This is a genomic window from Sporosarcina sp. Y1011, from assembly GCF_057669885.1.
Genome location: NZ_JBYHFP010000017.1, coordinates 25,742 through 52,474 on the forward strand (window position 1 = coordinate 25,742; position 26,733 = coordinate 52,474).

General features: G+C 40.5%; 29 protein-coding genes and 1 riboswitch. Of the genes, 17 read left to right on the forward strand and 12 right to left on the reverse strand.

The features are described 5' to 3' along the window. Positions 1 to 23 precede the first annotated feature (23 nt). The 6 genes from gatA to AC25Y5_RS15275 all read left to right on the forward strand — a co-directional run bounded on the left by gatA (position 24) and on the right by AC25Y5_RS15275 (position 7,037). Positions 24 to 1,487 carry an Asp-tRNA(Asn)/Glu-tRNA(Gln) amidotransferase subunit GatA gene (gene gatA / locus AC25Y5_RS15250; protein ID WP_488141042.1) on the forward strand — a complete coding sequence of 488 codons (1,464 nt, stop codon included), beginning with the start codon at positions 24 to 26 and terminating at the stop codon, positions 1,485 to 1,487. Between the two features lie 2 nt (positions 1,488 to 1,489). Continuing rightward, complete coding sequence (gatB, locus tag AC25Y5_RS15255) at positions 1,490 to 2,920, forward strand: Asp-tRNA(Asn)/Glu-tRNA(Gln) amidotransferase subunit GatB (protein WP_488141043.1); 1,431 nt, start codon at positions 1,490 to 1,492, stop codon at positions 2,918 to 2,920. 193 nt (positions 2,921 to 3,113) lie between these two features. After that, the gene (locus AC25Y5_RS15260) at positions 3,114 to 3,683 is read left to right on the forward strand and encodes a thioredoxin family protein (protein ID WP_488141044.1); all 570 of its coding nucleotides are present in this window, start codon (positions 3,114 to 3,116) and stop codon (positions 3,681 to 3,683) included. A gap of 112 nt (positions 3,684 to 3,795) precedes the next feature. Then, the gene (locus AC25Y5_RS15265) at positions 3,796 to 4,731 is read left to right on the forward strand and encodes a diacylglycerol kinase (RefSeq protein ID WP_488141045.1); all 936 of its coding nucleotides are present in this window, start codon (positions 3,796 to 3,798) and stop codon (positions 4,729 to 4,731) included. A gap of 167 nt (positions 4,732 to 4,898) precedes the next feature. After that, entirely contained in the window at positions 4,899 to 6,263 is a 1,365-nt protein-coding gene (rlmD, locus tag AC25Y5_RS15270) for a 23S rRNA (uracil(1939)-C(5))-methyltransferase RlmD (protein ID WP_488141046.1), read from the forward strand. Positions 6,264 to 6,383: 120 nt separating this feature from the next. Continuing rightward, positions 6,384 to 7,037, forward strand: a complete 654-nt coding sequence (locus tag AC25Y5_RS15275) for a M48 family metallopeptidase (protein WP_488141047.1) — start codon at positions 6,384 to 6,386, stop codon at positions 7,035 to 7,037. An 87-nt stretch (positions 7,038 to 7,124) separates the two neighbouring features. On the opposite strand, the gene AC25Y5_RS15280 is transcribed toward AC25Y5_RS15275, so the two are convergent. Then, the gene (locus AC25Y5_RS15280) at positions 7,125 to 7,379 is read right to left on the reverse strand and encodes a hypothetical protein (protein ID WP_488141048.1); all 255 of its coding nucleotides are present in this window, start codon (positions 7,377 to 7,379) and stop codon (positions 7,125 to 7,127) included. A gap of 460 nt (positions 7,380 to 7,839) precedes the next feature. On the opposite strand from AC25Y5_RS15280, the gene AC25Y5_RS15285 reads away from it, so the two are divergent. Then, the gene (locus AC25Y5_RS15285) at positions 7,840 to 8,472 is read left to right on the forward strand and encodes a DUF2268 domain-containing putative Zn-dependent protease (RefSeq protein ID WP_488141049.1); all 633 of its coding nucleotides are present in this window, start codon (positions 7,840 to 7,842) and stop codon (positions 8,470 to 8,472) included. Between the two features lie 70 nt (positions 8,473 to 8,542). On the opposite strand, the gene AC25Y5_RS15290 is transcribed toward AC25Y5_RS15285, so the two are convergent. The 3 genes from AC25Y5_RS15290 to AC25Y5_RS15300 all read right to left on the reverse strand — a co-directional run bounded on the left by AC25Y5_RS15290 (position 8,543) and on the right by AC25Y5_RS15300 (position 10,900). Next, on the reverse strand, positions 8,543 to 9,250 hold the full coding sequence (locus AC25Y5_RS15290; protein ID WP_488141050.1) for a class I SAM-dependent methyltransferase: 708 nt from the start codon (positions 9,248 to 9,250) through the stop codon (positions 8,543 to 8,545). A 33-nt stretch (positions 9,251 to 9,283) separates the two neighbouring features. Next, positions 9,284 to 9,430 (reverse strand): YjcZ family sporulation protein, encoded by a 147-nt coding sequence (locus AC25Y5_RS15295; RefSeq protein WP_488141051.1) that lies wholly within the window; start codon positions 9,428 to 9,430, stop codon positions 9,284 to 9,286. 546 nt (positions 9,431 to 9,976) lie between these two features. Further along, a complete protein-coding gene (locus AC25Y5_RS15300; protein WP_488141088.1) occupies positions 9,977 to 10,900 on the reverse strand; it encodes a S66 peptidase family protein in 924 nt (307 codons plus the stop codon). A gap of 179 nt (positions 10,901 to 11,079) precedes the next feature. Between AC25Y5_RS15300 and AC25Y5_RS15305 the strand changes: the two genes are divergently transcribed. The 5 genes from AC25Y5_RS15305 to AC25Y5_RS15325 all read left to right on the forward strand — a co-directional run bounded on the left by AC25Y5_RS15305 (position 11,080) and on the right by AC25Y5_RS15325 (position 16,896). Continuing rightward, a complete protein-coding gene (locus AC25Y5_RS15305; RefSeq protein ID WP_488141052.1) occupies positions 11,080 to 11,385 on the forward strand; it encodes an alpha-helical endospore appendage domain-containing protein in 306 nt (101 codons plus the stop codon). Positions 11,386 to 11,828: 443 nt separating this feature from the next. Beyond that, positions 11,829 to 12,671 (forward strand): glycerophosphodiester phosphodiesterase, encoded by an 843-nt coding sequence (locus AC25Y5_RS15310; protein WP_488141053.1) that lies wholly within the window; start codon positions 11,829 to 11,831, stop codon positions 12,669 to 12,671. Positions 12,672 to 12,813: 142 nt separating this feature from the next. Further along, positions 12,814 to 14,028, forward strand: a complete 1,215-nt coding sequence (locus tag AC25Y5_RS15315) for a carboxylate--amine ligase (protein WP_488141054.1) — start codon at positions 12,814 to 12,816, stop codon at positions 14,026 to 14,028. Positions 14,029 to 14,224: 196 nt separating this feature from the next. Next, positions 14,225 to 15,676, forward strand: coding sequence for an amidase family protein (locus AC25Y5_RS15320; protein WP_488141055.1), 1,452 nt, complete (start codon positions 14,225 to 14,227; stop codon positions 15,674 to 15,676). Positions 15,677 to 15,753: 77 nt separating this feature from the next. Then, positions 15,754 to 16,896, forward strand: a complete 1,143-nt coding sequence (locus tag AC25Y5_RS15325) for a DEAD/DEAH box helicase (RefSeq protein WP_482103011.1) — start codon at positions 15,754 to 15,756, stop codon at positions 16,894 to 16,896. Between the two features lie 63 nt (positions 16,897 to 16,959). Here AC25Y5_RS15325 and map read toward each other — a convergent pair whose 3' ends face one another. The 3 genes from map to AC25Y5_RS15340 form a co-directional block, all read right to left on the reverse strand. After that, complete coding sequence (gene map / locus AC25Y5_RS15330; protein WP_482105733.1) at positions 16,960 to 17,706, reverse strand: type I methionyl aminopeptidase; 747 nt, start codon at positions 17,704 to 17,706, stop codon at positions 16,960 to 16,962. Positions 17,707 to 17,812: 106 nt separating this feature from the next. Further along, positions 17,813 to 17,929, reverse strand: a complete 117-nt coding sequence (locus AC25Y5_RS15335; protein ID WP_482105734.1) for a hypothetical protein — start codon at positions 17,927 to 17,929, stop codon at positions 17,813 to 17,815. Between the two features lie 64 nt (positions 17,930 to 17,993). Continuing rightward, the gene (locus AC25Y5_RS15340; RefSeq protein WP_482105735.1) at positions 17,994 to 18,335 is read right to left on the reverse strand and encodes a magnetosome magnetite crystal formation protein family; all 342 of its coding nucleotides are present in this window, start codon (positions 18,333 to 18,335) and stop codon (positions 17,994 to 17,996) included. 107 nt (positions 18,336 to 18,442) lie between these two features. Further along, positions 18,443 to 18,545: riboswitch (TPP riboswitch) on the forward strand. 84 nt (positions 18,546 to 18,629) lie between these two features. On the opposite strand from AC25Y5_RS15340, the gene thiT reads away from it, so the two are divergent. Further along, entirely contained in the window at positions 18,630 to 19,187 is a 558-nt protein-coding gene (thiT, locus tag AC25Y5_RS15345; RefSeq protein WP_482105736.1) for an energy-coupled thiamine transporter ThiT, read from the forward strand. 38 nt (positions 19,188 to 19,225) lie between these two features. Here the strand turns inward: thiT and AC25Y5_RS15350 are convergent, their stop codons facing one another. Continuing rightward, positions 19,226 to 19,957 (reverse strand): tryptophan-rich sensory protein, encoded by a 732-nt coding sequence (locus AC25Y5_RS15350; protein WP_488141056.1) that lies wholly within the window; start codon positions 19,955 to 19,957, stop codon positions 19,226 to 19,228. 161 nt (positions 19,958 to 20,118) lie between these two features. Here AC25Y5_RS15350 and AC25Y5_RS15355 point away from each other — a divergent pair, with 161 nt between their 5' ends. After that, positions 20,119 to 21,921, forward strand: a complete 1,803-nt coding sequence (locus AC25Y5_RS15355; RefSeq protein ID WP_488141057.1) for a M3 family oligoendopeptidase — start codon at positions 20,119 to 20,121, stop codon at positions 21,919 to 21,921. Positions 21,922 to 21,928: 7 nt separating this feature from the next. Then, positions 21,929 to 22,474, forward strand: coding sequence for a GNAT family N-acetyltransferase (locus AC25Y5_RS15360; protein ID WP_488141058.1), 546 nt, complete (start codon positions 21,929 to 21,931; stop codon positions 22,472 to 22,474). Positions 22,475 to 22,578: 104 nt separating this feature from the next. Here the strand turns inward: AC25Y5_RS15360 and AC25Y5_RS15365 are convergent, their stop codons facing one another. From AC25Y5_RS15365 to AC25Y5_RS15375, 3 genes are all read right to left on the reverse strand, one after another. Further along, positions 22,579 to 23,154 carry a beta-class carbonic anhydrase gene (locus AC25Y5_RS15365; RefSeq protein ID WP_488141059.1) on the reverse strand — a complete coding sequence of 192 codons (576 nt, stop codon included), beginning with the start codon at positions 23,152 to 23,154 and terminating at the stop codon, positions 22,579 to 22,581. 80 nt (positions 23,155 to 23,234) lie between these two features. Next, positions 23,235 to 23,375 (reverse strand): hypothetical protein, encoded by a 141-nt coding sequence (locus AC25Y5_RS15370; protein ID WP_482105741.1) that lies wholly within the window; start codon positions 23,373 to 23,375, stop codon positions 23,235 to 23,237. Between the two features lie 108 nt (positions 23,376 to 23,483). Next, positions 23,484 to 24,716 carry an aminopeptidase gene (locus AC25Y5_RS15375; protein ID WP_488141060.1) on the reverse strand — a complete coding sequence of 411 codons (1,233 nt, stop codon included), beginning with the start codon at positions 24,714 to 24,716 and terminating at the stop codon, positions 23,484 to 23,486. Between the two features lie 170 nt (positions 24,717 to 24,886). On the opposite strand from AC25Y5_RS15375, the gene motA reads away from it, so the two are divergent. Both motA and motB read left to right on the forward strand, forming a co-directional pair. Continuing rightward, positions 24,887 to 25,705, forward strand: coding sequence for a flagellar motor stator protein MotA (motA, locus tag AC25Y5_RS15380; protein WP_488141061.1), 819 nt, complete (start codon positions 24,887 to 24,889; stop codon positions 25,703 to 25,705). Further along, positions 25,689 to 26,447 carry a flagellar motor protein MotB gene (motB, locus tag AC25Y5_RS15385; protein WP_488141062.1) on the forward strand — a complete coding sequence of 253 codons (759 nt, stop codon included), beginning with the start codon at positions 25,689 to 25,691 and terminating at the stop codon, positions 26,445 to 26,447. Before motA ends, motB begins: the two co-directional genes overlap by 17 nt. Positions 26,448 to 26,498: 51 nt before the next feature. Here the strand turns inward: motB and AC25Y5_RS15390 are convergent, their stop codons facing one another. Beyond that, complete coding sequence (locus tag AC25Y5_RS15390) at positions 26,499 to 26,720, reverse strand: DUF1128 domain-containing protein (RefSeq protein WP_488141063.1); 222 nt, start codon at positions 26,718 to 26,720, stop codon at positions 26,499 to 26,501. Positions 26,721 to 26,733 lie beyond the last annotated feature (13 nt).

A 26,733-nucleotide genomic window follows, 5' to 3' on the forward strand; every position in this document is an offset into this window, starting at 1 on the left:
AACGGATTTAAGGAGGAAGAAAAATGACGTTATTTAAAAAGACGGCAACAGAGCTTCAGTCGCTATTACATAATCGGGAAGTGTCTGTCAAAGAACTGACGGAGGAATCAGTTTCCCGTATTGCGAAAATGGATGGAAAAGTAAAAGCTTTCCTCCTTACAAACGGAGAACAGGCTCTTGCACAAGCGGAAGAGTTGGACAAGCAACCTTTGGAAGGGCGCGGACCTCTATTCGGATTACCAATCGGATTGAAGGATAACATCGTCACAAAAGGAATCGTTACGACTGCTGCAAGTAAGATGCTCGAAGATTTCGTTCCTGTCTATGATGCTACAGTTGTTGAAAAAATCAACGAAGCTGGACTTGTAACAATCGGGAAACTGAATATGGATGAATTTGGAATGGGATCGACAACAGAGAGATCTGCATTCCAAACAACGCATAATCCATGGAATCTCGACTACGTTCCAGGCGGATCGTCAGGCGGTTCAGCGGCAGCAGTAGCAGCTGGCGAAGTGGCATTCGCCCTTGGTTCGGATACAGGTGGATCTGTTCGTCAACCAGCAGCTTTTTGTGGCGTCGTCGGCATGAAGCCCACATACGGTCGCGTGTCACGCTCTGGTTTGGTTGCATTCGCGTCATCGTTGGATACAATCGGTCCGATTACACGCAATGTTGAAGACAATGCGTTGTTGCTTAGCGTAATTTCAGGCTTAGACCCAAGAGACTCATCGACATCGCCACTAGACGTGCCTGATTTCAGAGCCGCTCTCACTGGCGACATCAAAGGCCTGAAAATTGGTGTACCGGCTGAATATCTAGGTGAAGGTATATCTCCGGAAGCGAAAAATGCGGTAATGGAAGCACTGAAAGTTCTTGAATCGCTTGGTGCTGAATGGGAAGAAGTTTCACTGCCGCACTCGAAGTACGCTTCGCCTGTGTACTATGCGATTTCTTCATCCGAAGCATCATCAAACCTCGCGCGTTTCGATGGCATCCGCTACGGTTATCGTGCTGAAGGTGTCAAAGATCTCGAGGAATTGTATTCACGTTCCCGTTCTGAAGCTTTTGGAGATGAAGTGAAAAAACGTATTTTGTTTGGTATGTATGCGCTGGGAGCAGCTCATCACGAAGATGTATACGTAAAATCACAAAAAGTACGGACATTAATTGCACAAGATTTTGCAACTCTTTTCGAAAAATACGATGTGATTATCGGGCCTTCATCCGCAACAACAGCTTATAAAATCGGCGAAAAAATTCACGATCCATTGGCGTTGTATGCAAACGATGTATTAACGGTTCCAATTAACCTTGCGGGTGTGCCGGCGATATCGGTTCCATGCGGATTTTCAAACGGACTGCCGCTTGGTCTTCAAATCATCGGGAAACATTATGATGAAGCGACATTGTATAAAGTGGCGCATGCTTATGAACAAGCGACTGATTTCCATAAACAGACTCCAGTCACATGGGAGGGGAAATAATTATGAACTTCGAAACAGTAGTCGGACTTGAAGTCCATGTAGAACTTAAAACCGATTCAAAAATTATGTCACCTGCCCACGCCCATTTCGGTGCGGAACCGAATATGAACATCCACGTGATTGACTTAGCCTATCCTGGTGTGTTGCCGGTGATGAATGAACGTGCGGTTGACTTCGGTATGAAAGCGGCAATGGCACTTAATTGTGAAGTTGCGCCAGTCACTAATTTCGATCGCAAGCATTACTTCTATCCCGATAATCCGAAAGCGTACCAAATCTCTCAGGATGAACATCCAATCGGTGCAAACGGCTGGGTCGAAATTGAAGTCGAGGGCAAGAAGAAAAAAATCCGAATTGAACGTGTCCACCTTGAGGAAGATGCGGGGAAATTGACACATACCGATGAAGGTCATTCACTTGTCGACTTGAACAGACAAGGGACTCCACTTATTGAAATTGTGACAGAAGCGGATGTCCGGTCTCCAGAAGAAGCGTATGCATTCCTTGAAAAGCTAAAAGCAATCATTCAATATACAGGTGTTTCCGACGTCCGCATGGAAGAAGGATCCCTTCGTTGTGATGCGAATATTTCCATCCGTCCGTTTGGACAAGAGGAATTCGGCACGAAAACGGAATTGAAGAACTTGAACTCGTTTAACTTCGTTCGCAGAGGAATTGCATATGAAGTGGAACGCCAAGAAAAAGTTTTACTATCCGGTGGGAAAATTGATCAGGAAACACGCCGTTATGATGAAGCAACAGGTAAAACACTTCTAATGCGTGTGAAAGGTCCGGCGAACGATTATCGTTTTATTCCTGAACCAGACTTGACGGATATTCACATAGATGAAGCATGGATTGAACGGGTCCGCGCGGAAATCCCTGAACTTCCGGACGCACGGAAGGAACGCTATATCACTGAGCTAGATTTGCCTGCATACGATGCAATGGTTTTAACATTGACGAAGGATATGTCTGATTTCTTCGAAGCAACGGTTGCGGCTGGAGCGGATGCGAAACTTGCTTCCAACTGGCTCATGGGTGAGGTTTCAGGTTATCTGAACGCAGAGGCGAAAGAACTTGATGCTACTGCATTAACGCCTGAAGGACTTGCAAGTATGATCAAACTGATTGCAGATGGAACTATTTCATCCAAAATCGCGAAAAAGGTATTCAAGGAATTGATTGAAAACGGTGGAGACGCTGCAGTCATCGTCAAAGAAAAAGGACTTGTCCAAATTTCTGACGAAGGCACACTCCGTACAATCGTCACAGAAACACTGGATGCAAATGAACAATCAATCGAAGACTATAAAAACGGGAAAGAGCGTGCAGTCGGCTTCCTCGTTGGTCAAATTATGAAAGCGACAAAAGGGCAAGCAAATCCGCCACTCGTCAATAAAATCCTTCTCGAAGAAATCGCGAAAAGGTAAAAAGAAAAGCGCAAGGCGCCGTTTAGACGCTACTTTCTTATGATCTGAGTGTTTGGCGATTAGACACTATTTAAAAGGAACGCTCTGTCAAGGACAATAACAAGTCTCACGGCAGAGTGTCTTTTTTTTAGTCTCGTAGTTTGATTCGCGGGAAGGGACGACGTACAATTAAAGAAAAGGAGTGTGGATGATTTTGAAAACTGAAAAAGATTATTTTAGTGAAGCCATTTCACTCGAACAGTATATGGATAAGATGGAAAAGCATAAGGAAGAAAGCTTCCGCATTTATGAACAATTTGAAGTACCGGCGGATGACGAATTCATCGGACTGTTGAAGGAAAAGAAACCGAATATCCTAGTCATTACAGAAGATTGGTGCGGGGACGCAATGATGAACAATCCGGTCCTACGAAGAATCGCGGAGGCGGCGGATTTAGACGTACGTACTGCTTATCGGGATACGGATACGGATTTGATCGATAAACATTTGACGAACGGTGGAAGGTCGATCCCGGTTTACTTGTTGCTTGACGAAAACGGGGAAGTTGAAGCGAAATGGGGACCGCGGGCAGCTTCGATCCAAGAATATGTTTTGGAACTGCGAAAAGATATTCCAGCAGCGGATTCACCGGAGTTCAAAGAAAAACAACAGGAATTCATTGAACGGATTAGTGCAGAGTACACTTCCAAGCCGGAACTTTGGCTGACGGTCTACGATGACATCCGCAAAACATTCCTTTCTGTATTGCAGAAACAATCATAAGTACCAAACATCTTATTTCCGAATAGTAAATGCAACCAGCCCGGCTGATATTGTGTCATCTATCGGAACAATATTGAAAAAATAACATATGTACGAATAGAGGGAAATTCGGATGAAACGAGCACGAATCATTTACAATCCGACATCGGGACGTGAAGCATTCCGCAAACATCTCAGTGAAGTTTTAGAGAAACTTGAGAAAGCCGGATATGAAACATCTTGTCATGCGACAACACGCGAAGGGGACGCGACAGAAGCGGCTAAACACGCTGTGGAATCCGGTTTTGACCTTATCATTGCTTCAGGTGGAGATGGCACGCTGAACGAAGTTATCGGGGGTGTCAGTCCTTTCGAGCAGCGCCCTAAAATTGGACTTATTCCAACAGGGACAACGAATGACTTTGCACGTGCACTGCGTATACCACGCGATATTAATGAAGCAGTGGATATTATTGTTCGAGGGGAAACGATACCTGTCGATGTCGGTATGATGAACAATCGCCATTTTATTAATATCGCAGGCGGTGGCAGATTGACAGAATTAACATATGATGTGCCGAGTAAATTGAAAACGGTACTAGGGCAACTTGCTTATTATTTAAAGGGTATTGAAATGTTACCGTCTTTTCACTCCACTCATCTCAAGATAGAATATGATGGAGAAGTGTTTGACGAAGAAGCGATGATGTTTCTTGTAGGCTTGACGAATTCTGTCGGTGGCTTTGAAAAGCTTGCTCCGGGTTCAAGCATCAATGACGGTAAATTTACGTTGCTTATTCTGAAGAAATGTAATATTGCAGAATTCATCCGGGTCGTTACACTCGCACTTAGAGGAGAGCATCTTGGTGATCCACTAGTTATTTCAACCAAAGCTGAAACCATTAAAGTGACATCAACTGACAAGGTTCTCTTGAACCTAGATGGAGAATTCGGCGGTGTATTGCCGGCGACGTTCGAAAACCTTTACAGGCATATTGAAATGTTTGCACCTTTGGCTGAATTACGGAAAGAGGATCTTATAGGTTTGAATGGCTCTTCTGAGGAGTAATTACCTAGGTAGTGATTTGGAAAAATAAGCTGTAAGGATGCTGATTCTGACATCCTCACAGCTTATTTTTTTCTGACTCGGCCATGTAACTCCATAGACTGACTAGGTAACACCATGGACCGACCCTATGGTAAACTAAATGTATCTGAAATTTGGAGGAAAAAACAATGTCTTATAATGTGAATAGAAATGATCGCCTTAGCGTCCATGTAGAAGATTTAACACATGATGGCTCGGGTGTTGCAAAAGTGGAAGGCTATCCTCTTTTCATACCGGGCGCACTGCCAGGCGAAGAGGTTGACATACAAGTAGGAAAAACACTGAAAAATTACGGTTTCGCCAGGCTGTTAAACATCACAAAACCATCTCCCGACCGCGTTAAACCACCATGTCATGTGTTCTCAGAATGCGGTGGATGCCAGATGCAGCATTTGTCTTACGAAGGCCAACTGGTACAAAAACGTAAAACGGTACGTGATGTACTGGACCGTATCGGAAAACTGCCGCACGTGCCGGTGCACCCCGTAAAAGGGATGGACGATCCGTGGCGCTACCGCAATAAATCACAAATACCTTTCAGTGAGCGAGATGGTAAGGTCGTTTCTGGATTTTACAGATCCCGTACACATCATATTGTAGACACGGATATCTGTCTTATCCAAAGTCACGAAGCAGATGACCTGATGGCTATGTTGAAATATGAACTGCATGCAATCGGCATCGATGCCTATGATGAAAAGACGCATCTTGGTTTGTTGCGTCACTTAATTGTCCGTAAAGGGCGTACTTCAGGTGAAGTAATGGTTGTTTTAGTGACGCGCAAAAAGAAATTTACGCAGAAAACTGCAGCGATTGAACTTATTAAAAGAGTTATTCCAGGTGTAACCTCGATAATGCAAAACTTTAACACGGAGAAAACAAACGTTATTTTCGGTGAAGAAACCGTTTTACTGTACGGAAAACCGGTTATTATGGATTCAATTGGAAATATCGACTTTGAAATATCAGCACGTTCATTCTACCAAGTGAACCCTGAACAGACAGAAGTCCTTTACGGGCAAGCACTTGAATATGCACAGTTGACAGGAAACGAATCCGTCATCGATGCATATTGTGGTATCGGTACAATCTCGTTGTTCCTTGCACAAAAAGCAAAAGAAGTATACGGTGTCGAAATCGTTCCCGAAGCAATCGAAGACGCTAAGCGCAACGCAGAACTGAACGGCATTGATAATGCTTATTTCGAAGCAGGTCCTGCTGAAGTCGTTATTCCAAAATGGTATGCAGACGGCAAACGATTCGATGTACTCGTTGTCGATCCGCCGCGCAAAGGTTGCGACGAAGAGTTGTTGAAAACGATTCTGGAGTTTAAACCGAAGCGCGTGGTTTACGTATCGTGTAACCCAGGTACGCTTGCGCGGGATTTACGGATCCTTGAAGATGGCGGTTATCGTACACAGGAAGTGCAGCCTGTTGATATGTTTCCACATAGTTCACACGTTGAGTGCGTAGCGTTGCTAGAACTTGCGTAAATAAAAAGTAGACGTGCCCGAGAATTGATAGTGAATTCACGGGCTTTTGTCTTAATATAATGCAATCGGGAAGTTTAAAAAATAGATGATGTAATTAAATGTATAAGGAAGATGCCAGACATGAAAGTTGAAATTGAAAATGAAATTATAGAATTTAATGTTCAGTATGGAAAAAGAGAGAAGTTAACCATTCATATAGATTCGTTTGGTTTCATAACTGTAAAAGTACCCAAAGATACAAGTGAAGAAGTTATTGTCAGTGCAATAAAAAGTCGAGCGAAAAAGATACTTGAGAAAATACACGAAATTGAAGTAGCTCGAAAAATTCCTAAAGAAAGAGAGTATCACGCTCAAGGGAAGTTCTTATATCTTGGAAAGGAGCGTTTTCTCCAAGAATTAATAGAGTGTGGTGAGGTAAATGAAGAGGTGCTTAAAAGAAAGCTCAAGAAGTTTTATATTACTAGCTGTAAGGCAATTGTAGGAGAACGGATAAAAATTTATCAAGAACAATTGAAAGTTAAACCTAAAGTCATTGAAATAATAGAGTCTAAAGCGAAGTGGGGTAGTTGTAGTTCGGATAAAAAACTAACCTTTAATTATCGTTTAGCTATGGCTCCAGTTGAAGTTATTGATTATGTGATAATCCATGAACTATGTCATATACTCCATATGAATCATGATCGTTCGTTTTGGAGACGTGTTGGAAGCATTATGCCAGATTATAAAGAGAAGGAAGCGTATTTGGATAGGCATGGACATTCAATGTCACTTTAAAAACACTTTTATAGAAAAAAAGATACCTAGTTCTGAAACAAATGGGAATTGTTTCAGAACTAGTTTTTTTTCATGAAAAGAACTGGTTTACCAAAAGAATGCTGATGCTAGGACAATCCCCGTGATCGCACCAAGTGCAATACCAAATCCGAAATCTCTCCTTCTACCAAATCCACCAAAACCATATCCATATCCACCAAGACCACCAATCGGTCGAATCCATACCATATTTCTATTTAATCTAGTAATCTCGCCCGTATGAACGCGGCCATCACGACAAGTAATTCGCACAGTTTTACCATGATATCTGGAGCAAACATTATAAAAGTCAGTTTGAGACATTTTTTATCCTCCTTTCAAACATATTTACTTACTTACAAGCATGTACTGATAGGATATGGTGAAAATACTATTCTGTAATAGATAAACGTCTAGTCCCGTACTAATATGTATTGTTGTGATTAGTTAAGTTGAAGTATTGAATCTAGTTTATAAACGGAGCGAAGGCTACCCCTAGCGCCGCAGCGGCTCAATGGGATTTTTTATTTCCACTGGAAAAATAAATTATAAAAGGATGAGGAAATCGTCGGTTATCCAAACGCATACATGGCTCTATGAGTTTTTTAAAGCATGTGTAGAACAATCGAGCAAGAGTCCATGTTTTTGGCACTGTGAAATACTTTGTGTGCCACTTGTAAAGTCATTTCCTGAAATTAGCCCCGAAGAATTGCAATATGAACTTCTAAACCATGGCTTATTTGATCCAATTGAATGGACTGACATAGAAAAACAAGTGAGGAAAATGGAGAAACAAAGCGTCTGGCAAATTGTTGATGAGGAATATCAGTTTTTAAAAAGTTTATGGCAAGGTCCAGAGATATCCATCTATATTTTTCCGATAAGTAAAATGAAACTTAAAGAGGAAGAGCAAGCACCATCTAAAAATGGCGTAGCATATAAAGGAGGGTTGTTTTTATTTTTATCTGAAGGACTCGTAAGAGAAGAAATAATGGCTTTATTTGCACATGAATACAACCACGTTTGTCGATTAAACTATTTAGGGTTAGAATCTACCAAAATACCTTTAAAGGATTCGCTAGTTATAGAAGGTTTAGGGGAGTTTGCTGTCAAAGAATTATACGGTGAAAAATGGTTGGCTCCATGGACAAATCTGTATTCACTTGAAAGATCTATCAAAGTGTGGAATGAACACTTTATTCCACAACTGAACTTGATGGGGTTAGGGAACCATCAAACCTTTTTATACGGCAATGGCAAAAGTAGACTTCCCAAATGGATTGGTTATCATATAGGTTATCAAATTATTGATACCTACAAAGAAAAGAATGGACCATTTAACGATTTTGAGTTATACCGAAAGTCCTCCGATGAACTAATTGCAGGTTCTATCTTTCCAAAGAGTAAGTTGTACTAATCTCAAAAGAATCCTGTAATAAAACAATCTTATTCCTAGATAGTTATCTAGGAATAAGATTGTTTTGAGTTTATGGTAAATAACACCGAAACACACGAAAGCCGATGAATTCATGGTATTGAGAAATGAAACAGTTATGCTCATCCCATAAATCATAGAAGTCGATAGGTATGTTTCCAGACGGATTTATATCTTTAATATCAGTTTGGATTAGGTCAGCTGGGGTGTCAAATATTTCTATTTGTGTAAACCCAGCTTGTTGTATTTTCGCTATCCATTCTGATTCATTTAAAATTTCATTAACACCGTATAGGCTGCAGGCTTTTTTCTGTAATTCTTCCGATATGGATTGTTCAGCAGTCATTTCAATCAAAATCATACGACCGCCACTCTTTAATAATCTGGAGAGTTCGCTTAATGTCCTGGGAATATTAGTGAATGTGATAACAGATTCTGCAATTAGTAAATCAAAGGAATTGTCGTGAAGCTCGAGTTTTTGAGCGTCTCCTTCAATTACTAAAACAGATGAACTATTATTCTCGAAGCGTTCTCTAGCCTTTTTTAACATAACCGGATGATTATCTACTGCTGTAACTTTACAATTGAATGTTTGGGCTAAGAATTCGGCTGTTTGACCGGTACCGCAACCGATATCCAACACAGATTCAAAAGGTTGAATGTTTTCGTTCATCAGTATGGACTGCGATAAAGAAAACCCACCAGGATGCGCACCACCAACTCCAAAGTAAGCTACTAAGTCTAGATAGTTATTTAACAATCGATACTCCCCTAGTCTACCTTTGTTTTCGGTTTAGCAATAGCCATGATGGTCATCATCAAAGCCGTTTCCTACGAAAGCAGCTCCAACAATGATTAGTAGGATAAATAAAACAACAATTAACGCAAAGCCCGATCCATTCCCGCTGTATCCAACGTTCTTATCTATACTTGAAGACATTTTATCCCTCCTCCTATTTCTATTAATAGAGTATGAGTGAGATTAGAGAATCAAAGGGCTAATGCAAAGAAATTTATCCGCAACCTTCGCTAGGGTGTTCATAATCGAGAGGATTGTAATTCGGAATGTGGGTTGTAGATCGCTTGGCGCTTTGAGGATGCCTCTGGCCCTGAGCCTGGATAAGCGCTTCGCATCCAGTCTCAGGGCTTCGGCGACCCCTTTGCCGCGCCTGCGCTAGTGTATCCATTATTGAGGGAGTGGTGATTTTGCATGTCTATGCTGAAATTACAATGTAGATAATAATTTTATTTAAGAAAGATGAATAATAGATTGCAGCTCTAATCTCTGATTATGAAATGCGCCATCTAACAAGACCATCCAGCGAAAGCGGTATTAGTGGAGTATCCATTTATATCCATACAATGCCAATCATCTGAGATCGAAACAAGATTTTAACCTTTTAACATATTTTCACACGAATTTTGCTCTCTATTTTTTATTTTGTGTTAAGTGGCTTTTTTGTGGAGTCCAATAAACAATCAGACCTTAAGGGCTCACAGGGGGTTCCATGACGGTTAATGTCCGGTTGACTGTGTCCATATTCAAAGTAGCACCGATAGGAATTGTTGCTTTATACGTGCCGTGTGCAGTTGCCAGGTTGCTCATGAGAGGCTTACCTAAGGGAACTAGAAAATCATTGACAAGATCTGTATATGATTTTCCATACGCAATCTCACAATTTGTGCATTCCCCCATAATAATTCCAATGCATTCGTCAAACTTCTTCGCTAAGAACAGGTGGTTTAGATATCTGTAAACCGTGTTAATGGGCTCGTGTGTCTCTTCTAGTACGATAATTTTACCTGCTGTGTTGATTTCAAAAGAGGTCCCTAAAGTTCCGATGAAAGAAGTTAAATTACCTCCAACAACTGGGCCCGTTACATTTCCTTGAACGTTTCCGATCAGCGTCATACCTGGTGGGTTTTTTATTTCCCAAGGGGCGGTTAATGTTGAAGTTGCTTGGAAGAATTGGTTGAAATTATAGGAAGGGGTATTCGAGTTAAAGTCAAGTAGAAGAAGGCTTTGAAACGTTATTAAGTCCGCATATTCATATAATGCATTTAGTAATATCGTAATGTCACTGTAGCCTGAAACAATTTTTGGGTTTTGAGAAATTACAGAAAAGTTAAGGAAAGGGAGAATACTTGCTACCCCTACACCGCCTCTCGAAGGTAAAATCCACTTCACATCCTGATTCAAAAACATTTGCATCAAATCTGATGCCATTTCTTGAGGCGTTGCTGCTAGGAATCCGGACGCTGAATAGACATGTTCCCCAACAAGCACTTTATACCCCATTCTCTTTAAGGTAGCAATTCCGGCGTCTATTCTACTAGCTGCCAATGGACTTCCTAACGTAACAATGCCTACAGTATCTCCTTTTTGTAATTGAGGTGGTCGTATAGCGATCTTTTTCGGCTCCCTTCGAGAAAATCTGGACGCAATTACGACGAGACGTAATTGATTAAAATGAAAGTGTGATGGAATGCGAAAAATCTTGTCTATTTGTCCAGGCGAGATGAACTGCTGGACATAAGCTAGTAATGTACCTGTACAAGTATAGAAAATGAAAAAGGAGGTGAGACAAAATGAATAAAAACAACGCATTTACAAATGTTCAAGCCGCAATGAATTTGGCTAACACAGGTGAAGATATTCTAGGAGGTCTAGTTATTCTTTCGGGTGTATTCACTGAATTCGCTCTTGCAGAGATATTATTTGCTGAAGTAGCAAAAATCGAGGCAGCAGTTAATGCCGAAGCAAGTGTTCCAGAATTAACAAGTCTAGATGATTCTGTAGCAAATGTATTGGAACACGTATGTTGTATCGAAAAACAAATCGATGAAAAGATTAAACAAGGCAGATATATCATGAACGGTGCAGCACCTTACTAAACATAAAACGCAGTTGAATAGTGCATCCATCAATATAACGCACATTATATAGATGGACTGTATGATAGAAAAACATTTACACATGCCAAATACTGAAAGGGTTGGCATGCTTTTTTAAACCACATAGCTACATAAAAAAGATTAAACTATGTATATACATAAACCGAAGGAAAGTTTAATAGGAACGGTATCTTCCGTATCTATAGTCTGGTAGCACTAGATGTATTGCGTTATGTATTTGTATTATAACCTATGCGAGAAGTAAGCAAGATGTGCTTCTTTTCACTAATATTTTGAACCTAATTAATACATCTAAATGACTCGATATGTATCTTTTATCCCGTGCTGAAAATAACATTTGCAGGACCTTTCGCATATGATATAATAAATGAAAAGAATGGTCTGAATAATCAGTATTCACCATTTGCTGTGGGGTTATGACTATGGGAGAGGTAAAGAAAAGGAAATTACTATTTGTCTTTGGATGTATATGTATGTTGCTTCTAGTAGGTTACGAGGCTAGGCCTTTCTATCATGCAGAGATGAAAGGAATGATTAGTATTGCACACAGGGGTGCGGCTAATTTTGCGCCGGAGAATACGCAAGCTGCCTTTCAAAAAGCAATAGAGCTTGGAGCAGACTTCTTAGAATGTGACGTTCACCTATCGAAGGATGGTGAGCTAATAATAATACATGATGACAAAGTGGACAGGACTACAAATGGGAAGGGCTATGTGAAAGATTTTACACTTGCCGAATTAAAAGAATTGGATGCAGGAGGGAAATTTCACGCATCTTTTGCAGGTGAACAAATTATGACTCTTGATGAATTGTTAGACGAGTTTTATGGGCAAGCCGGCTTGTTAATAGAGTTAAAAAAACCGTTAATGTATCCAGGAATGGAAGAGAAAGTAGTAGCCTTGCTAAATGAATATAAGGATTTGAACAGCATTATTGTACAATCGTTCGATATGGAATCGATGAGGAAAATGACGACATTGCTTCCTGAATTAGAAGTGGCACTCCTTATGAAGCCATCTATTCAAAATGTGTCTTTCCAAGAGATAAATGATATGACTTCTTTTGCAACATATATTAACTTCAATGTCTCATATATCAATAAGCGTGTGATTAATGAAATACATAATCAGGGTGGAAAAGTATTAGTTTGGTCTACGAAAAACCAGAGATGGGTGGACAAAGCCTATCAATACAATGTGGACGGTATAATAACAGACTTTTCAATCTGGCCGGTCGAAGGGCCAATTCGCTTAGTGCAAGACTAATACAAGATGGAAATTTAAATCCAGTACATACCCCTACAAGAGGGAGTACTGGATTATCTATTTGTCACACCTATCTGGCTTTCTTGACAATGAAAAACAGGAGCCCTACACTTATGAGTAGAAAAGATAGTTGGAGGACAAAATGACAAATCATACTTTCATACCAATCATTATAGGAACAGACATGAATGCTTACAACATGGCTATTTCATTCCATGAGGAGTACGGCATTAAACCCATTTTAGTGGGAAAAGAACCTTTATCATTCACCAGTTTAAGTTCAATTATTAAAAAGATAGAACTCAATCCGAAACTTCCAGAAAAAAAAGTGTTTGTTAGTTTTTTGAAAGAAGTTGCAGTCAAATACGCCGAACCTGGAAAGAAAATGCTCCTTATTGGAACGAATGATCTTTACGTACGAATGATTATTGAAAATGCGGAAGAGCTGAAAAGTGATTTCGTGTTTAATTACATACCGGAACCGCTTATGAACGATGTACTTGTCAAATCAAATTTCTATAAGTTGTGTGCTGAACATGGCATTGATGCACCGGCAACTTATTATTATTCTTGCCAAGACGACAAGGCATTCACGGAAAAAGTCATGTTTCCGATTATTATTAAGCCTAGCAACGGTGTTGAGTATTACAAGCATCCTTTTACAGGTATGGAAAAAGTGTACAAGGTCGATTCTTACGATGAAATTCAAGTCGTTATTGAGAAAATCAAAGCAAGTGGCTACAAGGAAGATTTAATTATCCAGGACTATATTCCAGGCGACGACACGTATATGTGGGATTCTGTTTTTTACATGAATAGTCGTAGTAAAGCCGAACTGATTACTTTTGCACAAGTCGTACTGCAAGAGCATACTGTAACGGCAATCGGGAATTATACAGCACTCATTACACGATACAACGAAGAAATGATGATGAAGTTAAAAGGATTCCTCGAAGCACTGAACTACGTAGGCTATGCGAACTTCGATTTGAAGTATGATGAGCGGGATGGCAAGTTCAAAGTGTTTGAAGTGAATATAAGACAAGGACGATCAAGTTACTATATCACTGCTTGTGGACATAATATGGCAAAGTATCTAGTCGATGATGTCATTCATGGGCAACAGAAAAAACTAACACTACTCAATGAAAACTTTCTGTTCACCGTTGTACCTAAAATTGTACTTAAGAAGTTTGTGAAAAACCCAAAAGTACTTAAAGACGTAAAAAAATTACTTCGAGCGGGTAAATATGGCAATCCCTTGTTTTATAAAAAGGATCGTCACTTCAAGCGTAAAATTTACCTATTTCTTAGACAGGTTAATTACTATCAAAAGTATAAAAATAGTACATGGTGAAAAAATCCCCTATGCCAACGTGTAGGGGATTTTTGTTATGTCATCGCATCTGTGAAAGCATATATCATACGTATCGATTAATAAATTGCTCGCTAGAACAACTCCAATAGTCGGCATTTTTATGTGACATTGTTTTATCATTAGGGAATTGAGGTAAACTTAGAATAAAAGCTATAGATGGGCGGGTAGACATACGATGTTAGACGATAAATTGAAAAAACTTCAAAAAGATTGGTTAGATGAAGCAACAATTACTGCTATGCAGGAAAAGATGAGCAGTGGAGATCTGTCATCGGAAGAACTTACATACATGTATATTGATACAATTTCAAATAGGAATAGAAATATAAATGCAATACTGGAATTGAACTTGGAAGCTGTTCAGATTGCAAAGGCACTTGATGTAGAAAGGCTTGAAATAGGACCGCGATCACTTCTCCACGGCATTCCGGTTCTTTTGAAAGACAATATGGGAACAAAGGATAGAATGCATACTAGTTGTGGATCTCTTGCATTCAAAGATTTCTATGCCGCTGATGATGCATTTTTAGTGAAGAAATTACGTGCGGCGGGAGCGGTTATTTTAGGAAAGACGAATATGACAGAATGGGCGAACTTTATGTCTGACCGGATGACGAATGGTTGGAGCTCGCGTGGGGGACAAGTGAATAATCCCTATGGTTTATTCGATGTCGGGGGATCGAGTTCGGGTGCAGGTGCAGCTATTGCGGCGAATATGGGGACTGTGGCAATCGGCACGGAGACAACAGGGTCAATCCTCAACCCATCAGCCCAGAACTCGCTTGTCGGTCTCAAACCAACTGTTGGTGCGATTAGCCGAACTGGGGTGATACCACTATCCAATACGCAAGATACACCAGGACCAATGGCGAGGACTGTAAGAGACGTGGCTATTACATTTAGTCTGCTAATCGGTTCAGACCAGGAAGACTCTGCAACTGCTGGCGCATCCAGTTTAGACGAAGTCGATTGGATGTCTATCCTCGATACCAGGGCGCTAGAAGGTGTCCGACTTGGCGTTGCCCGTTCAATCTTTGAACGGGAAGCATCGACAGAACGTTTGTCTTTATTTGACATGGCACTCAGTAAACTTGAAGAAGCAGGCGCTGTGATTATCGATTCTATCGACTTGGGTACAATGGAAAATGACCTTGGCTACAACGTACTTCTTTACGAGTTTAAGGCATCTCTGAACGCTTATCTGGGAGGAACACCAGCGACAAACTCGATTCGCACACTGGCAGACATCATCCGTTTCAACAATGAACACGCAGATGAGACATTGAAATTCGGTCAAGTAATGTTGGAGAAGGTTGAGCGGACAAGCGGGACACTAACGGAACGTGCTTATATCGAGGCGCTTCTTCGTAATCGTCATCTAGCGGGTGACATTGCACTTGGAAAAGTGTTTGACGAGCACGATATTCAAGCGCTGGTTTTTCCGCAAGATCATGGATGCAGTTTCGGAGCGGCAGCAGGCTTTCCGTCCATTACGGTCCCTGCGGATTATACAGAAGTAGGCGAGCCATTCGGTTTAACATTTTCAGGTAAAGCATTTACTGAACCGGAGCTTATAGGTTTTGCTTATGCATTCGAACAGTTAGTCAACGCAAGACGAAAACCTTAAACAGTTTTGTCAGAAATAGAGTCTCCAAGGGCGTCTTATGATAAACTGAAGAGATTAGAGTGAAAGTAGGGATAATGATGTCCTTCTTAGAGAATTTTGACGATATGATTAAAGAAAAATGGAAATTTGAATATGAAATGCCCATCCAGGAAAAAATGATTCCAGAAATGATTGCAGGCAAAGATATCGTGGCAGAATCACCGACTGGTTCGGGTAAGACACTTGCATTTGTACTACCGCTTCTACAATTGGTCGATGGCGATAAAAAACAGACACAGGCATTGATTATTACACCTTCTCAGGAGCTGTCGATGCAAATCGTCAACGTCATCAGAGAATGGGTGACAGGGACGGGTATTACTGTGACACAATTAATTGGCGGGGCTAATATGCAGCGTCAGATTGAACAGTTGAAGAAAAAACCGACAATCGTTGTTGGAACACCCGGTCGTTTGGCTGAACTCATTAAAGTGAAAAAATTAAAAATGCACGATATTCGTCACATCGTTCTCGACGAAGGCGATCAGCTGCTAGCGCGTGATCATCGCGTTATCGTGAAAAGTATGATTGAGGCGGCAAATCCGGAAAGACAAGTTGTTGCCGTATCTGCAACAATAACAGATGAAATTGAAATTGTTGCTAGCAAGTTTATGAATAATCCAATTCGCATCCAAGTTGGCCCGGAAGAAATGCCGAAGTCAGGTACCGTCGTCCATTCATTTGTGAAGACAGATGCACGGGACAAAACGGATGTATTGCGTGGGATTTCTTATTTGAAGGGAATTCGTGCTCTTGCATTTATTAACAATGTGGATCAGCTTCGCATGAAAGAAATGAAGCTCAAGTATAACGAAGCACCAATAGCAGTCCTTCATTCAGAAATGACGAAATTTGAGAGACAGCAAACATTGGAAAGTTTCCGTAAAGGTGAATTACAGATTTTAATAGCAACAGATTTGGCTGCACGAGGACTGGACATCGATGGGTTGACGCATGTTATCCATGTAGATGTGCCTCACACAGTTGAACAGTACTTGCACCGCTCTGGTAGAACAGGACGTGCAGGCGGAGATGGAGAAGTATTGACGCTATTATCATATGCGGAAGAACGTGATTACCGCAAGCTGACAAAAGGTATTAAAACGGTTCAAAAAGTATGGTATAAAGGCCACCTTGCAGAAGGCAATTCGAAAACAATTGGACTTCCCAAAAAGAAATGAAAAAAAGGCTGTCCCCGTCAACCCAACTACATTGGATTGACGGGGAACAGCCCTTTTTTGTTATTAGAGTTGTGTCAGTATAATTGGTTCACCTTTTGTAACGATAATCGTATGCTCGATTTGTGCAACGAGCGACTTGTCAGGTGTGATGAAGGTCCATCCGTCCCCAGACTCGATGATATGCTCTGCTTTTTCAGAGATAAAGGGCTCAACCGCTAGAACCATCCCTTCTTTCAGAAGTGTCTTATCCCAAGCATCATAATAGTTGAGCACGTGGGATGGTTCTTCGTGCAATGCTTTCCCGATGCCGTGGCCAGTCAAGTTCTTGATGACTTTCAAGCCGTGTTCTTTTGCTTCGCGTTCAACCGCTTTTCCAATTTGGTTTAAACTGGAACCGGCTTTGACCTTCGTCATTGCACGCTCAAATGCACTTTTAGCTACATCACATAATTGCTGTTTCTTTTCATCAGGCGTACCGACGACAAATGAAATACCAGTATCAGCGAAGTATCCATTATATGAACCGGAGACATCGATGTTAACGAGATCTCCATCCTCTATAATGCGGGAACCTGGCATGCCATGCGCAACTTCACTGTTGACGCTAATGCATGTATTTCCAGGGAAGTCATATTCTGCAATCGGTCCTGAAATTGCGCCTTTCTCTTTGAAGAGACGTCCGCCTATGTCATCAATTTCTTTTGTTGTTTTACCGGGGATTGTCGCTTCTTTCATCACGTCTCTGATTTCGGCTACAATTTTGCCGATTTTTTTTAAAGCTTCAATTTCCTCTACCGTTTTTGCAATCATTATTTCCAAGTCCTTTCTACCGTGCATTCTTTTCTATATCATACTATATCATAATAAACAGAACAAAAAAGTCTACAAACCAGAAAAATGTTTGTAGACCATCTTATTATCTTCTTGGTTTTAATGTACCTGATGTTTTTTTATTTGACATGGCTTTTTTCACAACCGGGTAGATAATGGGCGCCCATTTCATAGCGGTTTTTAAAAGTTTTCCAATTTTCATAAATAATCACTCCTAGTGAAAGCATATGTTTATCATTTTCCCGAAATAGAGGTTTAGTAAACATTCATCTCAATACCTTAACACCTTGAAAAACATTCCATACTAGAATGGCCATAAGCAGTAGTCCATAGATAAGCATGAATAAGAATGGCGTAAGTTGCCAAAATCCGAAGTTTGTGCTCGGCATTCCATTGATACTCTCCGTAAAGGAAAACATTGAAAAAGAAAATATGACAATTGTAGCAATAAGGAGGATGACAGGAACAAGGTGTGAAACTAAAGAACGTTTTGCATGGGATTTCACTTCTCGATCATCTGTAACAAAATAAACAATGATGGGAAGAAGCAAAGGGGAGAAGAAGACACTAAAATAGCATAGAGCAGCTAATAGTTTACTGTTTGTCATGTAGATTCCTCCGTTCAACTTTTACTATATAGGAAAATCACTATGTTTGTTAATCATCTTGCTTATAGGATTACCCTCCTATACAATGAAATAGACATTTGAATAACTTTAACCACAAGGGGTGCCTGTTTTGGCTGAGATTGGACATGAAGTTCTGACCCTTAGAACCTGTAAGATTATTCTTGCGTAGGAATGTGGATGGAAACTGACATATTTGATGTCCCATTCTATCCGGGATGTCTTTTTTTTTATGCCCACATCCTACGCTACAACTAGGTAGGAGGAGAATTTGAGATGGATAGGAAAAGACTTCAATTATTACTTGAGGTTGCTATTTTAGGAGCAATTTCTTTTGTTCTAGATAAAATCGGATTTTCAATGCCTCAAGGCGGATCGGTTACGTTGTCAATGCTACCGGTAGTTGTTATGGCATTCCGTTGGGGAATTGCAGGGGGTATGCTTACAGGTTTTGTAAGTGGACTGCTGCAGTTGGTAACAGGGGGCTATGTATTAAACCCTGTTCAAGCGGCGCTCGATTATTTCGTGGCTTATGCCGTTGTGGGTCTGGCAGGCGTAACACTAGCTTGGCTGTTAAGTAGTAAAACGAAAGGTAAGAAAGGTTCAGTGGTTGCCGCAATCGTCATTGGGACAATCATAGGGGGGCTTCTCCGATACCTGATTCACTTCATCGGTGGCATTGTGTTCTTTGCTTCCTATGCGCCTGAAGGACAGCCTGTCTGGTTATATTCTCTTGTTTATAACGCTTCCTATATGATCCCTGCAATAATATTGACGGCAATCGTTGCGTCCATATTATTTACTACAGCACCCCGGCTACTTGAGCCTAAATAAGAAACCGCCGTCCTTCCTTATGGAAGAATGGCGGTTTCTTATTTGGTTGCAAGCGATTTTCTGTTGATGACCATGAAGCCGATAATGGTGGCTGCAAGAAACAGAGCTGCGGTAGTAACAAATAACTCATTTATACCATTTTTTACAGCGATACCGATAAATGCCCAAACAAAGACGAGAGCTAGAGAAATATCTGCATAATGGTATAGGTAATGAAGAGCAATTGCAGTAGCAATGGTCAAGTAAATGACGGTCCATAATGGGGTACTTAATCCCAATCCACTCCACTCATGCAAAGTGAGGACATAACTGATATTTGTAATTGCTGCGACAAAAGTCCATCCGAGATAGACTGCAATTGGAACCCTACCGAAAAAGGAATTATCTTTTTTGGAGTAGGTAAAATAAATGGACAATAGCGCTAACAGAAGTCCTAATATGATAACAATCGTCCATTTAAAATAACCGAAATGCCAAAGTAGGATCCAAGCGATATTAAATAGGCAGCTGATTACAAAAAAAACTGCTCTACGGTTGAACAATGCATGTTCAACGTTTGCCTTATTCCGTATGAAGCCATATAACCAGAAAGCCAGTAGCATATATATAACTGCCCATATTGAAAAGACATAATCAGCCGGTGTAAATAATACCGGTAAACTATTTGAGATTTCACCAGTTGTTTTTCCATTGATAGGTAATATATTTGCAGTTGCGTTGACAACAATAACTGCAATGAGTGAAAGTACCATGAGTAGTATTCTAAACATATTTAAATCCCCCTACTGAATAGTATACAGAGGAAAGCTGGACCCTGCGAAGGAAAGTATGAACCTTCCGTCACAATTGCATAATTTCGCATACCGAAGATTCATGTTATAATTAGATGGTGTTTTTAGAAGATTTAGAATGAAGTGAAGGGGGAATTAATATGGCGCTTAAAAAATATTCGGAAGTCTGGGATCTTGACGTTTTCTTCAAAGGTGGAAGTGAATCAAACGAATTGCGGACACACTTAGATGGTGTAAAGGAGAAAATCAGTTCGTTAGAAGAAACAGCTTCAAAATTTCCAGTTCCCCAGTCTGCAACCGATTCACAAGCCGTTGCAAATCTTATTGAATCACTGGTTGACGCAGCACTTAATATGTCGCAGGCAGGCGCTGTCATTGGCTGTTTTCTAGCGGCTGACACGACTGATAAAAAAGCATTGCAACTGCAAGGGGAAACGGCTTCACTAGGGGCACGCTTCTCAACAGTCTGGCTTATCATTCAACAAACACTTGCTAAAGCTGATGAAGATACATGGAATGGGCTTATGGTATCAGATGAATTAAAAGAATTTGCATTCGTACTGAATGAATGGCGCAAAGAAGTGGAATTGAAATTGTCCGAAGAAGAAGAAAGTATTATCACTTCTTTGAGTGTAGATGGTTATCATGGGTGGGGCCAATTGTATGATATGTTGGTCGGTGATATTAAGATAAAAATTGAACTTGACGGAGAAGAAAAAGAACTTTCTGTAGGGCAGGCGAATAATCTAAGTTCACATGCAGATGCATCCATACGAAAACATTCATTTGAAGCATTGGAAGAAGCATGGCAAGGAAAAGAAGACTTTTTTGCATCTGCCTTAAATCATATCGCAGGATTTAGACTGGAAGTATACAAGAAACGCGGCTGGGATTCCGTATTGAAAGAACCCCTGCTCCGCAATCGAATGAGTGAAGAGACGCTGGATGCAATGTGGGGAGCAATTGGCGAAAATAAAGCACCTTTCGTGGAATACTTGAACGCCAAAGCGAGAATGCTAGGTACTGATAAGATGAACTGGTATGACATGGATGCACCGGTTACAACATCTACAAAGAAGATGACCTATCAGGAAGGAGCAGAATTCATATTAAAACACTTTGGCGAATTCGGTCCGGAACTTGAATCATTCTCACGAATTGCGTTTGAAGAGAGTTGGATAGAGGCGGAAGACCGACCAAATAAACGACCGGGTGGATTCTGTACAGGTATGCCGATGTCAGAGCAATCACGTATCTTTATGACTTATAGTGGAACAATGTCGAATATTGCGACGCTTGCACATGAACTTGGTCATGCATTCCATTCTTATGCGTTGCGTCCTGTCCATTGGATGAATCGACAGTATGCAATGGGAGTGGCCGAAACGGCTTCAACATTTGCGGAAATGATTGTTGCGGATGCTGCAGTTAAAGCGGCTGAAACTAAAGATGAAAAGATCGCTTTGTTAGAAGATAAAATTCAGCGAAGCGTTGCATTCTTTATGAATATCCATTCTAGATTCCTCTTTGAAACAAGGTTCTATGAAGAACGGAAAAATGGAAATGTTCCTGCTGCAAGGTTGAATGAGTTAATGGCAGAAGCGCAGAAAGAAGCTTATGGAGATGCCCTTGACACGGTACACCCACATTTCTGGGCCTCGAAACTCCATTTCTATATTACAGGAGTACAGTTCTACAATTTTCCGTATACGTTTGGTTATTTGTTCTCCTTGAGCATTTATGCAAAAGCTCTGGAAGTTGGAAAAGGATTTGAACAGAAATATATAGCGCTTTTACAGGATACTGCAATTATGAGTGTTGAAGATCTGGCGATGAAACATCTTGGAGAAGATATTTCAAAACAAGCGTTTTGGGAAAAAGGTGTAACATTGTGTATTAAAGATGTTGAGGAGTTCTTGGAACTTACTTCGGTAAAAGGGTGAATATGAATTGATTTTGCTTGAAGGGCAAACCTGTTACTTACGGATATTGACTGAAGATGATGCTTTTATATTTACAGAGTTACTTAGCGCTAATAGAGAATACTGGTCCATTTTTGAACCGCGGCACGAAAGCAGTTATTTTACTGTTGCTGTTCAAAGGGATAAAATCAGAGAGGCGATTTATCAGATGAGGGACCGCAGAGAATACAACTTCGGCATCTTTAATTCGACAACGAGTCAACTGATTGGACATATCTCGCTTTATGGTATTAAAAGACTTCCTTTCTCCAGTGGTTTTGTTGGATATTCAATTGATGAATATTCAACAGGCAGAGGGATAGGCACAGAGGCTGTTCGACTAGTCACTGCTTTTGCTATCGAAAAAGTTGCATTGCATCGGGTCGAAGCATATGTATCGCCGCGCAATAGCGGATCGATAAAAGTGCTAGAGAGGTCCGGATACTATCAGGAAGGTTTGCTGCGTAAACTTCTTTACATCAATGGTGTCTGGGAAGATCATTACATCTACGCGATAATTGAAGATGATTTTTGAAAGGGTAAGACCGCTTTGCGGAAACTTACTTCTAAAATTAAAAGCCGATTCCTTTGAAATAGGAATCGGCTTTTGTCTATTTCCCGGGAAATAGGTCGAAAATATTATTGTTCCGCGTTGAATTTATAACCATCTATAATGATGTCAAGTTTCCCAGTGTCAGGATGTACAACTAGTCCATGTATGGCAACTTTTTTATCCATAAGGGGATGGTTCCGAACCGCATCGACACTCATCTTAACGCTATCGGTCACATCTCCAAAACCGTGTAGCCACTCTTCCATATTAACGCCCGAATATCTAAGGGTTTTAAATATGTTTTTATCAATACCACGATCGACCATTTTCTCTATGATATTAGTTGTATCGACTGCACTCATTCCGCAATCATGATGGCCAACAATGTAAACCTCATCCGCGTGCAGATTATAAACTGCTACAAGGAGGCTCCTCATAATACCGCCGAAAGGGTGTGTGACAACTGCTCCGGCGCTTTTAATAATTTTGGCATCGCCGTTTTTCATATTCATTGCTTTAGGCAATAATTCAGTTAATCTTGTATCCATGCATGTTAATATTACAATTCGTTTGTCGGGAAATTTTGTTGTTGCGTATTGTTCGTATTGCTTTTCATTAACAAACGTTTCATTGAACTCAATTATTTCCGATAGAATTGTCATTGTATTCTCCCATTTCTATTAGTTTTTACTTAGTATAAATGAAAGTATGTAAAAAGAAAAGAGTTGCCGACTGGCAACTCTTAGAACTTCGTTTCTGGTTTTGGATCAATTGTTGTAGAATCAGCGGATATCATAGACGTAGAAAGATAGTGCATTGTAAACAAGCATGCTATAGCCATGACAATTGCAAAACCGATAACTGTAGTGAACATTAAGCCCATATATATGACCCCTCTCTAAATTGATAATTTGATACTGTCCTTAGTATACAGTAAAAACCCATTTAAATTAAGAGGTTCATTAAATGTTTTTAGTAATTGTGACGTTTTTTAGAAAGCCCAGTTGCCTTTACGGAACACAGCTTCACTTGTTCCGTCATTAAAAATTCCATCAATATCCATCTCGTTGGAACCAATCATGAAGTCGACATGAGTAATGCTTTGGTTTAAACCATTTTTTTCGAGATCTTCACGTGACATCGTTTTGCCTCCCTCGATACAAAATGCATATGCACTGCCAAGGGCAAAGTGGTTAGATGCATTTTCGTCGAACAGTGTATTATGGAAGAGTAGACCTGATTGCGAAATCGGTGATGCATGAGGAACGAGTGCCACCTCACCTAGATGTTTCGCGCCTTCATCGGTATCGATCAAGCGTTGCAATACGTCTTCACCTTGCTCAGCTGAAACAGCTGTTACACGTCCGTCTTTAAATGTGATTTTAAAGTTATCGATAATGTTTCCACCGTAGCTTAATGGCTTTGTGCTAGATACATAACCATTAACACCTGTTTTTAAAGGAACAGTAAATACTTCTTCTGTTGGCATATTCGCCATGAAAGTATGACCTTTTTCATTGACACTACCCGCTCCGCACCACAAGTGCCCTTCAGGTAATTCAACTAACAAGTCCGTGCCGGAAGATTTGTAATGGAGTTTTCGGAAACGCTTACCATTCAGATAGTCAACTTTGGCATGTAAGTTAGTATCGTGGGTGATCCACTCTTGTATCGGATCTTCCTTGTCTGTACGTACTGCTTTAAAAATGGCTGTCCATAGTGCTGGAACCTGCTCTTCTTCAGAAAGTTCGGGGAATACTTTTGAGGCCCATGCTTTTGAAGGAGCTGCAATTACAGTCCAGCTGATTTTATCGGATTGTACATATTGACGATATTTGTCGAGTGCTTGTCCAGTGGCTTTTTGGGAATCGCCTATGCGCGACGACTCAATCCCTTTCAATAAGTCAGGGCTTTGCGAAATGATGCTCATAAATGCAGCACCTTTTTCAGCGAGCTGTTCACGTTCTAAAACTTTCCACTCGGGGAATTCTGCAAAAGAATCAGCAGGTGCTTTTTCATAACGCAGACGCGTGATTATGTCGTCTGACCAATCTACAAATACTTGACGTGCACCTGCTTCGTAAGCGGCTTCAGTTACAAGTCGAACAAATTCCGCTGTTTCTGTAGAAGCACTGATATAAAGGTACTGATTAGGCTGAATATTGACTCCGACTTGAACTGCAAGGTCCGCGTATCGTGATAGTTGTTTGTTAAATGTGGTCATGTGTAATGACTCCTTTCCTTATCTTCTTTATAGTATCAATTTGCAGATAGAACCTGCAACGAAAAGGTTACAGGAAGATAAATCTCATATATTTATTACTTGCACACTTCTAAAGAAAAGACTAAAGATGCCGAAATAAGAAGAAGAATGGAATATTTGGAGGGTCAACTATGGATTTGTCAACAGTACTTGGGCTTGTACTAGGGTTTGTAGCACTACTTGTAGGAATGTCGATGAAAGGTGTTCCGATTGAAAATCTATTTAATATGGCAGCTATATTGATAATCATTGTAGGGACATTGGCAGCAGTTATTATTGCATTTCCTATGAACGAGTTAAAGCGTGTTCCAAAATTGTTCGGTATACTTTTTAAGGAACAGAAACTGGCCTCTGACTCTGACATAATCCGTATGTTTTCAGGCTGGGCAGATATTGCACGGCGTGAAGGGTTATTATCACTTGAAGCAAAAACTGACGACATTAATGATCCGTTTTTAAAAAATGGATTAAGTCTTGCAATTGATGGACAAAACGCAGATTATATCCGTGATGTCTTGAGCGAAGAGGTAGAAGCAATGGAAGATAGACATTCTGCGGGTGCACAAATATTCTCCCAGGCAGGAACGTACGCACCTACGCTTGGTGTGCTGGGAGCGGTGGTGGGTCTTATTGCTGCCCTTAGTAATTTGAACGATATTGACGCGCTTGGACAGGCGATTTCGGCAGCTTTCATAGCGACGTTGCTGGGTATATTTACGGGATACGTGCTTTGGCATCCATTTGCAAATAAATTGAGACGTAAATCGCATGAAGAGGTAAGGCAGAAGAAAATGATGATTGAAGGAGTACTTTCAGTTCTTGAAGGAGAAGCTCCACGTGTTATCGAGCAGAAACTATCTTCTTATTTGTCTGCAGAAGAGCGCCGGAAATTAGCTGTTAAAAACAACGACGACAACAAGGAGGAGGGTAACTTTGTCGAAGAGACGTAAGAGGAAAAAGGATGAACCCCACATAGATGAGTCCTGGCTATTGCCATACTCCGACCTTATGACTCTTCTTCTCGCACTTTTTATTGTGTTATTTGCATCGAGTACGGTTGATGAAGAAAAGCTCAATCAAATGTCCGCGGTGTTCAGTCAAGTATTTGACGGTGGACAGGGTGTGATGGACAATTCGGCTCCCTCACCAGTTCCAATACCCAAGGACTCCAATAGCAAGAATGAAGAGAACTCATCATTTATAGAAGACCAGAAATCCCTAGGAGAAATTCAGGATAGAGTGGATGAATATATTGCAGTGAATGAATTGGAGAACCAATTTGAAACAAAACTGGCTGATGAAGGTTTGCTTGTAACGATTAGGGATAGCATCCTTTTCACACCGGGAAATGCTGATATAGAAAAAGAGTATATTGGAATTGCAGATGATATTGCGAACTTGCTCGTTTTTGATCCACCGCGTCAGATCATTGTGACAGGTCATACTGATAATATACCGATTCAAAATACACAGTATGAATCAAATTGGGAACTAAGCGTCATGCGTGCGGTGAATTTCTTGAAGAGTATTGTGAATAACGGTGAAATTAACCCTTTGCTATTCAGTGCTAAAGGCTACGGGGAGTTCCAACCAATCGAATCAAATGAAACAGCGCTGGGAAGAAGTAAAAATCGACGGGTTGAAGTATTAATACAGCCGCTGGTCTTAAAAGATGGAACTGCGTTTGAATGAAAATTAAAAAAAGATTCGCCTGATCTATAGATCAGGCGAATCTTTTTTTAATTAACCTCTTAATGTGCCAAGTTCTGCTGCAATTGCTTGCATTTCATTTGGTGTGATAGTAGCACGTTTCATAACCATTTCGTACATATAGTGCAAGTCTTCATATTTAGAAGTGCTGAAGTTTTCAGCTTTCATAGCGTCAACATTGACCATACGAAGTTTTTCTGTAATCTTGTCAATCATAAAAGAAACGTTTTCTGGAGTTGGGTTTGATAAATCCATAGTTTCGTCCACC